The organism is Pseudomonas sp. NPDC085632 (assembly GCF_044541255.1).
Classification (GTDB): domain Bacteria; phylum Pseudomonadota; class Gammaproteobacteria; order Pseudomonadales; family Pseudomonadaceae; genus Aquipseudomonas.
In genome coordinates this window covers 108,540-117,809 of the sequence record NZ_JBITSX010000004.1, presented here as the reverse complement: position 1 = coordinate 117,809, position 9,270 = coordinate 108,540, and the positions used below count along the sequence as shown (strand labels likewise).

The following is a 9,270-nucleotide window of genomic DNA, read 5'->3' as shown; positions in this document are numbered from 1 at the left end:
TGGCAGATGCGCACCTGCTGACGCTGGCGCTTCAAGTGCTCCGGCATCTCTTTGTAAACGTCTTCGAACATGGTCGCGGCGCTTGGAATCTGGCCGCCGGCGAGGGTGCCGTACTGTTCGGCCTGTTTCTGCGCGGCAATCACTTCGGCTTCAAGCTCGGCGCTGACGGCGGCGTGTTCTTCCTCCGACCAGTGGCCGACCTTGATCAGGTGCTGTTTCAGGCGGGCAATCGGGTCGCCCAGCGGGAAGTGGCTCCAGTCATCGGCCGGACGGTATTTCGACGGATCGTCGGAGGTCGAGTGCGGGCCGGCGCGGTAGGTGACCCATTCGATCATGGTCGGGCCGAGGTTGCGGCGGGCGCGTTCGGCAGCCCAGGCAGACGCCGCATAGACGGCGTAGAAGTCATTTCCGTCAACGCGCAGCGAGGCGATGCCGCAACCGACGCCGCGTCCGGCGAAGGTGGTGGCTTCACCACCGGCGATGGCCTGAAAGGTCGAAATCGCCCATTGGTTGTTGACCACATTGAGGATCACCGGCGCGCGATAAACGTGGGCGAAGGTGAGGGCGGTGTGGAAGTCCGATTCAGCGGTGGCGCCGTCTCCGATCCACGCCGAGGCGATTTTGGTGTCGCCTTTGATCGCCGAAGCCATGCCCCAGCCGACCGCCTGAATGAACTGGGTCGCGAGGTTGCCGGAGATGGTGAAGAAACCCGCTTCCTTGACCGAGTACATGATCGGCAACTGGCGGCCCTTGAGCGGATCGCGTTCGTTGGACAGCAGTTGGCAGATCAGGTCGACCAGCGGAACTTCGCGGGCCATCAGGATGCTTTGCTGGCGGTAGGTCGGAAAGCACATGTCGTCGATGTTCAAGGCCAGCGCCTGGGCGCTGCCAATGGCTTCCTCGCCAAGGCTCTGCATGTAGAACGACATTTTTTTCTGACGCTGGGCGACCACCATGCGGTTGTCGTAGGTGCGCGTCTTGAGCATGGCGCGCATGCCTTTACGCAGGATCTCGACCGGCACGTTCTCGGCCCATGGGCCAAGAGCGTTGCCTTGATCGTCGAGTACGCGAATCAGCCCACGTGCCAGGTCGGCGGTGTCGGCTGGTTCTACGTCGACGGGAGGTTTGCGCACCGTACCGGCATCGGTCAGATGCAGGTAGGAAAAGTCGGTTTTGCAGCCTGGGCGGCCCGAGGGTTCAGGGACGTGCAGGCGCAGCGGTTCATACGCTTGGGTCATGGCTTCTACGCTCGATCTTGTGAATTTCTTGTAGTGAGCTGGCAGTCATTCTTCGGTAGAAGAAATCTTGTCCTACAACAATCATAGGCCCGGGCAAGAAGAATATTTATCTCTGTTTCGTTGCGCTGGCGATCATTTGCAGATAGAAATTCTGCATAAACATAAAAAACAGGTGGTTTTGTCTCATGCGCAAACTGGACCGTACCGATATCGGCATTCTCAACAGCCTTCAGGAGAATGCGCGCATCACCAATGCCGACCTCGCACGCTCGGTCAACCTGTCGCCGACACCGTGTTTCAACCGGGTGAAAGCGATGGAGGAATTAGGGCTGATTCGCGAGCAAGTGACGCTGCTGGACGCCGACCTGCTGGGGCTGCACGTGAACGTGTTCATCCACGTCAGTCTGGAGAAACAGGTCGAGGAGGCGTTGCAGCATTTCGAAGAGGCGATTTCCGATCGCCCCGAGGTGATGGAGTGTTACCTGATGGCCGGAGACCCGGACTACCTCATCCGGGTCCTGGTGCCGACGATTCAGTCGCTGGAGCGCTTCATGATGGACTTCCTGACCAAAGTGCCCGGGGTCGCAAACATTCGCTCAAGCTTTGCGCTCAAGCAGGTGCGTTACAAGACCGCGTTGCCGCTGCCGGTCAACGGTCTGATTCTGGGTGCCTGATGGCGGCTTCATCACTGAAGTCATACCGATATTCAAGTGCCGCCGTGTCGAGGACTTCTCCAACCTTCCAGGTTCTTTGCCAAGGTGCTGGCTCGATGTCCGGATGAAAGATCAGGGTGGCATCGAGCAAGTCCTGGGGGGCGTCATCGGCAAACGAGATCGCGGGTTCGGCCGGGTGCTGAAGCTTCCACTTTTCCCACAGGTAATCGAGGTGACAGTGGTGCAGAAAGAATATCGGGTCGTTTGGCGAGGCGGCTGTGCCCATGTTGCCGCCGACCCATGAATGCACTTTATTGTGCATCTCCTCCATCTGGTTTTCCCAACCTTCGGGTTTGGACCAGTAGGGTGTTCGGTTCATGGCCGAGTCGATTTCTGCCGCGGTAGGCAGTGGCGAACCGGCGGCGCCGAAGTTGCGCCTCAGCACCGGAACCCCTTCGTCACCATCCCAGACCCTGACGCTGAAAATGCCACCTTCGAAAGCAAATGGCCCGAGGGTTACACGCTGGTCCAAGTGGGGATCGCCATCTCTGCCCATGAATTCATCCACGAAGGGATTGTCTGCACCGCTCATGCTCCAGTTCCAGTAAGGCAGGGTAATGCCGGGGTCGTTGGCCACGACCTGCAGTTCCCACTCGAATTGGCGAATCAGGATCCTATGCCAGGGAAAAAACAGCGGATTGCGATGGGGGTTGGGGGAGATCGGATTGCCCAGCCCCATGGAGTTCTTGTGAATCTGTACAAAGTCATCGTAGCGATACTGCTGGCCGGGTCGCAGGATGCTGGGGGTTTGATTCTTCAGAGTCAGGATGGCCCTGATGAACGCGTTTTTCTGTGCCGCTGACATGTCTCGGTGATTACGACGAATATCCATATTGCGAAAACTCCATTGAATGTTTGCCCAATGGAGTCTGATCGCTGAGAGGATTTTCACCAGTTCATCACTATCGCCGGCGTTCGTAGGAAAAATAAGCTGGCGATGGTTCGAGCGACTTTTTCCTAAAGAGAATTGAGCGGTATCTTCAGGTACACCACGCCGTTGTCTTCGGCGGGTGGCAGATTCCCCGCCCGCACATTGACCTGAATCGCCGGCAACAACAGCGTCGGCATGCCCAGCCCGGCATCACGTTTGGTGCGCATCTCGACGAACGCCGCCTCATCAATCCCGTCATGCACATGAATATTGCTTTTGCGCTGCTCCCCGACGGTGGTCTGGCACTGCGATGCGCGACCCTCCGGCGGGTAGTCGTGGCAAACGTAGAGTTTCACGCTGGCCGGAAAGGCCAGCAATTTGTGGATTGAAGCGAATAGCTGATTGGCGTTCCCGCCGGGAAAGTCGCAGCGCGCGGTGCCGACGTCGGGCATGAACAGCGTGTCGCCCACCAGAATCTGTTCGCCGTCGATCAGGTAAGCCATGTCAGCCGGTGTATGCCCCGGCACATGCAGGGCAGTGGCTTTGAGATTGCCGATCCTGAATGACTCGTTCGGCGCAAACAGATGATCGAACTGTGAGCCATCAACGCAGAACTCCGGCTCCAGATTGAACAGTGCCTTGAACACGTTCTGCACTTTGCTGATCGATTCGCCAATGGCGATTTTCCCGCCCAGCTCCCGGCGCAGATATGGCGCGGCAGACAGGTGATCGGCGTGGGCGTGGGTTTCCAGCAGCCACTGTACCTGCAGGTTGTGTATGCGAACGAAGGCGATGATTTTGTCGGCTTGCGCGGTGCAGGTGCGCCCGGCAGCGCCGTCGTAATCGAGTACTGGATCGACGATTGCGCATTGCCCGCCATCGGCTTCATAGACCACATAGCTGTAGGTCGAGGAGGCGGGGTCGAGGAACGATTCAATCTGCGCGGGCATGGACACCAACCTGAACAAGGGAAATGGGTTGCAACACTTTATCTAAAAACATAATGTTCGCAGCTTAAGTGACCTTGAAGGCATCGTGCAAATGCAATCCAGTCTGACCGAATGTGAAGTCGCCCAGCTGCGCGCCTCGGCCTCCAAGGCCTGCGCCTTGCTCAAGGCCATGGCCAATGAGGATCGCCTGCTGATTCTGTGTCAACTGACCCAGGGCGAACGCAACGTTGGCGAACTGGAAAAGATGACCGGCGTGCGTCAACCGACGCTGTCGCAGCAATTGGGCATCCTGCGCGATGAAGGGCTGGTCGCGACCCGTCGTGAAGGCAAGTACATTTTCTACGGTCTTGCCAGTCCGGAAGTCATCCAGGTAATGAAAACCCTGTCCGGACTGTATTGCGGCGCCGTGCTGAAAAGTCTGGGCCACCAATAAATGCCAACCATGACACTGGTTCAAAGTGGGATTTGTGTTTCAGCTAGAACAATCCTTGCGTGCAGCAAAAGGAACAAGCAATGAACGATCAACACTGGGGCCCATCCATCAGTGCAGACATCGTGGTTATCGGCGGCGGAACGGCCGGTATCGGTTTTGTCGCCAGTCTGCTCAAACGTGATCCGGCTCTGAAAGTCACCGTGATCGAACCCAGCGCCCAACACTATTACCAACCGGCGTGGACGCTGGTCGGCGGTGGCGCTTATGACGTGAAAGACACGGCAAGACCCATGAACAAGGTCATGCCAAAGCAAGCGAATTGGCTGCAAGCGGCAGTCACCGCAATCGACCCGGACAAACGCCAACTCACCCTCAACGATCAACGCACGGTCAGCTATCAGAGCCTGATCGTCTGCCCCGGCCTGCGTCTGGCCTGGGAGAAGATCGAAGGCTTGCAAGAGAGCCTCGGCCAGCACGGCGTCACCTCCAATTACAGCTATCAGCACGTGCAATACACCTGGGATCAAGTGCAGAAACTGCGCGGCGGCAAAGCGCTGTTCACGCAACCGGCGATGCCGATCAAGTGCGCTGGCGCGCCGCAAAAAGCGCTGTACCTGTCTTGCGATCACTGGCGTAAAACCGGTGGGCTGAACAACATCAATGTCGAATTCAATCTGGCCGGCGCCGCGCTGTTCGGCGTGGCCACGTTCGTCCCGCCGCTGATGCAGTACATCGAAAAGTACAACGCGCAACTGGCGTTCAACTCTAACCTGGTCCAGGTCGACGGCCCGGCGAAAACCGCTTGGTTCGAAATCAAGGATGCAAGCGGCAACGTCACCCGCGAGGCGAAAACTTTCGACCTGCTCCACGTCGTGCCGCCACAGGTTTCGCCGGATTTCATCGCGCAGAGCCCTTTGGCCGACGCCGCCGGCTGGTGCGAAGTCAACCCGCACAGCCTGCAGCATCCGCGTTATCCCGAGGTGTTCGCCCTCGGTGATGTCTGCGGCACCAGCAACGCAAAAACCGCCGCAGCGGTGCGCAAACAAATCGTGGTGGTCGCGGAAAACCTGCTGGCCCAGCGCAAGCAGCAACCGCTGCCGCTCAAGTACGACGGTTACGGTTCCTGCCCGCTGACGGTGGAGAAGGGCAAGGTGATCCTCGCCGAGTTCGGCTATGCCGGGAAGTTGCTGCCGACTTTTCCACTGGACCCGACCGTGGCGCGGCGTTCGGCATGGTTTCTCAAGGCGACGTTGCTGCCGTGGTTTTACTGGAACGGCATGCTCAAGGGCCGCGAGTGGCTGACGCGTCTGTCCAGGGTCGACTGAGAAAACCTTATGTTGCTGGCAAGTCTGTTTGGCGTGGTGATGGGGTTGGTCCTCGGCTTGACCGGGGCCGGTGGTGGCATTCTTGCGGTGCCGGCGCTGGTGCTCGGGCTTGGCTGGACGATGACACAAGCGGCGCCAGTGGCGCTGTTTGCGGTCGGCAGTGCGGCGGCGGTCGGCGCTATCGACGGTTTGCGGCATGGTTTGGTGCGCTATCGCGCGGCGTTGTTGATTGCCGCTTTGGGCGCGGTGTTTTCGCCGTTGGGGATCTACTTCGCGCATCAGTTGGCGGAGAAAATCCTCATGATCCTGTTCAGTCTGCTGATGGTCATGGTGGCCTGGCGCATGCTGCGGCGCGAGCGTCAGCAGGAGGGGCCGAGCGATCACGGTCATGCCAGTTGGGGTCAGAAGAACTGCATGCTCAATGAACAAACCGGGCGCTTCGACTGGACCGCCAAATGCACCGCAACGTTGGCTGCGTTAGGCGCAATTACCGGCGTGGTGTCGGGTTTGCTCGGGGTCGGGGGCGGCTTCTTGATTGTGCCGGCGTTCAAGCAACTGACCGATGTGCAAATGCGCGGGATTGTCGCGACGTCATTGATGGTGATCAGTCTGATTTCGGCGATTGGCGTGATCGGATCGTTTCACGCCGGCGTGCGGATTGATGCGCAGGGTGGGGCGTTTATCGTGGCCAGCATTGTCGGCATGATCATCGGTCGCAAGCTCTGCGCACGGGTGCCGGCGCGGACGTTGCAGGTGGGATTTGCAAGTGTTTGTCTGGTGGTGGCGGGGTATATGTTGTTGCGGGCCTGAGCGGCAAAAGAAATCGCAGCCCATCAAGGGCTGCGATTGTTTATCGGCTTACAACACCAAATGCGGCAACCACAGCGAAATTGCCGGAACGTACGTCACCAGCATCAGCACCAGAAACAGCACCGCGTAGAACGGCAGCAACGCTTTGACAGTGCTTTCAATACTCACTTTGCCCACCGCTGACCCGACAAACAGTACCGCACCCACCGGCGGCGTTATCAATCCGATCCCCAGGTTCACCAGCATGATCATGCCGAACTGTACGGGATCGACGCCGATGCCAAGAATCACCGGCATCAGGATCGGCGTGAGGATCAGGATCAGCGGCGCCATGTCCATCACCGTGCCGAGCAACAGCAGCATGACGTTGATGCACATCAGGATCACGTAGCGGTTGTCCGACAGGGTCAGGAACAGCGTGGTGATCTTCGCCGGGATCTGCATCAGGGTCATGATGTAGCCGAAGCTCGCGGCGAAACCGATCAGGATCATCACGATCGAAATCGTCCGCACGGTGCGGTGCATCAGTTTCGGCAGTTCACGCCACTTGTAGTCGCGGTAGATGAACATGGTGACGAAGAACGCCCAGAGCACGGCGATCGCTGCCGACTCGGTCGCGGTGAAAATCCCCGAGAGGATGCCGCCGAGGATGATCACCATCGCCATCATGCCCCAGAGGGCTTCGCCGACGATTTTCAACGCCTGGCGCATCGGGATTACTTCACCCTTTGGGTAGTTGCGCTTTTTCGCGAAGATCAGGCACAGCACCATCAGGCAGGCGCTCATCATCAGGCCCGGGACGATGCCGGCCATGAACAGCGAGGCAATCGATACCGTGCCGCCGGCGGCCAGCGAGTAAAGCACCGAGTTGTGGCTTGGCGGGGTCAGCAGGGCTTGCACCGAACCGCTGACGGTCACGGCGGTGGAAAATTCCCGTGGATAGCCTTTGCGCTCCATTTCCGGAATCAGCACCGAACCCACCGACGCGGTGTCGGCCACCGACGAACCGGAGATCGCGCCGAAGAAGGTCGAGGCGACAATGTTGACCAGTGACAGGCCACCGCGCACAAACCCCACCAGCACCCCGGCACACGCCACCAAGCGGCGCGACATGCCACCCTCGGCCATGATCGCACCGGCCAGCACGAAGAACGGAATGGCCAGCAGCGAGAATTTGTTCACGCCCGAAGCGACCTGAATCATCACCGCCTGGAACGGAATGTCGATCCACCATGCCCCGATCAGGGCAGCAGCACCCAGCGCGTAGGCGACCGGCATGCCGACCAGGATCAATACGATAAAACTGCCCAGCAGAATCAGAGCGTCCATTAAGCGGTACCTTCACTTTCTTCAACCAGGTCGAACTGCACGACTCGACGTTTGCTCTGGTCACCGAGCAAGAGTTTTTCCACAACGAAAATCAGCGTGAGCAAGCCGCCCAGTGGAATCGGCAAATAGGTCACGCCAACCCGCAGATCGGGCAGGGCGGCCATGAACTGGTTCCAGGTGGACATGCACAGCTTGAAGCCCCAGATGGTCATGAACAGGCAGATCAGGCCCATGAGCAGTTGGGAAAAAATCGACGCCGCGGTTCTCAGTTGCGGCGGCATGCGGTCGGTGAGCATCGCCACGGCCATGTGCGCGCCAGCGCGATAACTGGCGGCAGCGCCGATAAAAGTGAACACCATCATCAGCAGAATCGCTGTGGGCTCGGGCCAGCTTGAGCCGGTGCCCAGCACGTAGCGGGCAAACACGCCCCAAGGAATCATCAGGGAAATCGCCAGGACGGAAAGACCGGCGACCCAGATGCACGTCATGTAAATCTTGTCGTTGATACGCAGCAGCAAATTCTTCATCGGGTTCCACCGTAACCGGACGCGCCTCGAACATCGGGCGCGTCGGGCCTTTTCATGAGTATGGAGCGGGAGGCGTTACTGAACGGCTTCGATCTTTTTGATCAGATCGGCATACGGCGCGCCGTATTTCTCCCGAACCGAGGCGGTGGCGTCGTAGAAGGGTTTCTTGTCAACGGTGATGAACTCGACGCCGGCAGCCTTGAGTTTTTCTTCGCTGGCAGCGGACTTCTTGTCCCACAGCACGCGTTCTTCAGCCTGGGCAGCCTTGGCGGCTGTTTTCACCAGCGCCTGTTGATCCGGGGTGAGTTTTTCCCAGGTGATTTTCGACATCACGATCGGCTCGGGCAGGATCAAGTGACCGGTCAGGCTGTAGAACTTGGCGTTCTGGAAGTGGTTGTGTTCGAGCAGGGTCGGCGGATTGTTTTCCGCGCCGTCGATCACGCCGGTCTGCAGGGCGCTGAAAATCTCGCCGGTGTCCATGGCGATGCCGTTACCGCCCATGGCGTTCATCATGTCGATGAACATCGGGTTGCCCTGGACACGGATTTTCATGCCCTTGAGGTCTTCGAGCTTGCGCACCGGTTTTTTGGTGTAGATATTGCGCGTGCCGCCGTCCATCCAGGCCAGGGCCACCAGGCCGAATTCGGAGTTGGTGATTTTGCCGAGGATTTCGTCGCCAACCGGGCCGTCGATGACGTCACGCATGTGTTGCTGGTCGCGGAAGATGAACGGCATGTTGAACACGTTCACGTCCGGCACCACTGGGCCGACGATACCCAGGCTGACGCGCGACAGCTGCACCGCGCCGACCTGCATCTGCTCGATGACTTCCTTTTCCGAACCGAGCACACCGCCCGGGAAGTACTTGAAGGTCAACTCACCGTTGGTTTCCTTGGTCAGGGTCTTGCCCATGCTTTCTTCGGCTACGACAGTCGGGTAACCGGCGGGGTGAATGTCAGCGAATTTGAGTTCCAGCGCCTGAGCGGCACCGGCAAAGGTGAACATCAGTGGAAGTGCAGCGGCGAGCAAGGTGCGTTTGAAGTCCATGGGGGTGTCTCCAGTCTTGTTATTGTT

At 58.8% G+C, this 9,270-nt stretch carries 10 protein-coding genes; 4 read left to right on the top strand and 6 right to left on the bottom strand.

The genetic code is table 11. The features are described from left to right. Positions 1–1,238: 3-methyl-2-oxobutanoate dehydrogenase (2-methylpropanoyl-transferring) subunit alpha (locus ACIF4X_RS05520; protein WP_397481286.1), on the bottom strand; the 1,238-nt coding region annotated here is incomplete at its 3' end. A gap of 185 nt (positions 1,239–1,423) precedes the next feature. Here ACIF4X_RS05520 and bkdR point away from each other — a divergent pair. Next, entirely contained in the window at positions 1,424–1,912 is a 489-nt protein-coding gene (gene bkdR, locus ACIF4X_RS05515; protein ID WP_103305884.1) for a Bkd operon transcriptional regulator BkdR, read from the top strand. Here bkdR and ACIF4X_RS05510 read toward each other — a convergent pair. Further along, entirely contained in the window at positions 1,887–2,783 is an 897-nt protein-coding gene (locus tag ACIF4X_RS05510; RefSeq protein ID WP_397481285.1) for a tyrosinase family protein, read from the bottom strand. The two genes, bkdR and ACIF4X_RS05510, sit on opposite strands and share 26 nt — an antisense overlap. Positions 2,784–2,908: 125 nt before the next feature. Continuing rightward, complete coding sequence (locus ACIF4X_RS05505) at positions 2,909–3,772, bottom strand: MBL fold metallo-hydrolase (RefSeq protein ID WP_397481284.1); 864 nt, start codon at positions 3,770–3,772, stop codon at positions 2,909–2,911. 91 nt (positions 3,773–3,863) lie between these two features. Between ACIF4X_RS05505 and ACIF4X_RS05500 the strand changes: the two genes are divergently transcribed. The 3 genes from ACIF4X_RS05500 to ACIF4X_RS05490 all read left to right on the top strand — a co-directional run bounded on the left by ACIF4X_RS05500 (position 3,864) and on the right by ACIF4X_RS05490 (position 6,340). Then, entirely contained in the window at positions 3,864–4,205 is a 342-nt protein-coding gene (locus ACIF4X_RS05500; protein WP_007915092.1) for a helix-turn-helix transcriptional regulator, read from the top strand. An 80-nt stretch (positions 4,206–4,285) separates the two neighbouring features. Further along, positions 4,286–5,530, top strand: a complete 1,245-nt coding sequence (locus ACIF4X_RS05495) for an FAD-dependent oxidoreductase (protein WP_397481283.1) — start codon at positions 4,286–4,288, stop codon at positions 5,528–5,530. A gap of 9 nt (positions 5,531–5,539) precedes the next feature. Next, positions 5,540–6,340: a sulfite exporter TauE/SafE family protein gene (locus tag ACIF4X_RS05490; RefSeq protein WP_397481282.1), complete on the top strand. Its 801-nt coding sequence runs from the start codon at positions 5,540–5,542 to the stop codon at positions 6,338–6,340. 48 nt (positions 6,341–6,388) lie between these two features. Here the strand turns inward: ACIF4X_RS05490 and ACIF4X_RS05485 are convergent, their stop codons facing one another. The 3 genes from ACIF4X_RS05485 to ACIF4X_RS05475 form a co-directional block, all read right to left on the bottom strand. Further along, on the bottom strand, positions 6,389–7,669 hold the full coding sequence (locus ACIF4X_RS05485; protein WP_397481281.1) for a TRAP transporter large permease: 1,281 nt from the start codon (positions 7,667–7,669) through the stop codon (positions 6,389–6,391). Beyond that, the gene (locus ACIF4X_RS05480) at positions 7,669–8,196 is read right to left on the bottom strand and encodes a TRAP transporter small permease (RefSeq protein WP_397481280.1); all 528 of its coding nucleotides are present in this window, start codon (positions 8,194–8,196) and stop codon (positions 7,669–7,671) included. The genes ACIF4X_RS05485 and ACIF4X_RS05480 overlap by 1 nt, the downstream gene beginning before the upstream one ends. 75 nt (positions 8,197–8,271) lie before the next feature. After that, complete coding sequence (locus ACIF4X_RS05475) at positions 8,272–9,243, bottom strand: TRAP transporter substrate-binding protein (protein WP_397481279.1); 972 nt, start codon at positions 9,241–9,243, stop codon at positions 8,272–8,274. Between the last annotated feature and the right edge of the window lie 27 nt (positions 9,244–9,270).

Bases quoted from the DNA above. Each gene is read 5' to 3' on its own strand.
- bkdR (WP_103305884.1), top strand. From the start codon at position 1,424: ATGCGCAAACTGGACCGTACCGATATCGGCATTCTCAACAGCCTTCAG.
- ACIF4X_RS05510 (WP_397481285.1), bottom strand. From the start codon at position 2,783: ATGGATATTCGTCGTAATCACCGAGACATGTCAGCGGCACAGAAAAAC.
- ACIF4X_RS05505 (WP_397481284.1), bottom strand. From the start codon at position 3,772: ATGCCCGCGCAGATTGAATCGTTCCTCGACCCCGCCTCCTCGACCTAC.
- ACIF4X_RS05500 (WP_007915092.1), top strand. From the start codon at position 3,864: ATGCAATCCAGTCTGACCGAATGTGAAGTCGCCCAGCTGCGCGCCTCG.
- ACIF4X_RS05495 (WP_397481283.1), top strand. From the start codon at position 4,286: ATGAACGATCAACACTGGGGCCCATCCATCAGTGCAGACATCGTGGTT.
- ACIF4X_RS05490 (WP_397481282.1), top strand. From the start codon at position 5,540: ATGTTGCTGGCAAGTCTGTTTGGCGTGGTGATGGGGTTGGTCCTCGGC.
- ACIF4X_RS05485 (WP_397481281.1), bottom strand. From the start codon at position 7,669: ATGGACGCTCTGATTCTGCTGGGCAGTTTTATCGTATTGATCCTGGTC.
- ACIF4X_RS05480 (WP_397481280.1), bottom strand. From the start codon at position 8,196: ATGAAGAATTTGCTGCTGCGTATCAACGACAAGATTTACATGACGTGC.
- ACIF4X_RS05475 (WP_397481279.1), bottom strand. From the start codon at position 9,243: ATGGACTTCAAACGCACCTTGCTCGCCGCTGCACTTCCACTGATGTTC.